1 protein-coding gene is annotated in these 242 nt (G+C 63.6%); it reads left to right on the forward strand.

Annotated elements, in window-relative coordinates:
- The coding region (locus tag DSY14_RS28550; RefSeq protein ID WP_211719660.1) for a condensation domain-containing protein at nucleotides 1-242 on the forward strand (242 nt) is incomplete at both ends.

Consider the following 242-nt stretch of genomic DNA (forward strand, 5'->3'; position numbering starts at 1 on the left):
TTCATGGTTCTTCAGGCGGCGTTGGCTGTGGTGTTGGCGCGGTCTGGGGGTGGGGTTGATGTGCCGATTGGTACGCCTGTGGCCGGGCGTGAGGATGAGGCGTTGGATGCGCTGGTGGGGTTCTTCGTGAACACGCTGGTGTTGCGTACGGATGTGTCGGGGGATCCGACGTTCGTGGAGTTGTTGGCTCGGGTGCGTGAGGCCGATCTGGCGGCCTTCGACCACCGTGACGTGCCCTTCGA

Origin of the sequence: Nocardiopsis sp. MG754419 (genome assembly GCF_018207095.1) — a bacterium.
Classification (GTDB): domain Bacteria; phylum Actinomycetota; class Actinomycetes; order Streptosporangiales; family Streptosporangiaceae; genus Nocardiopsis.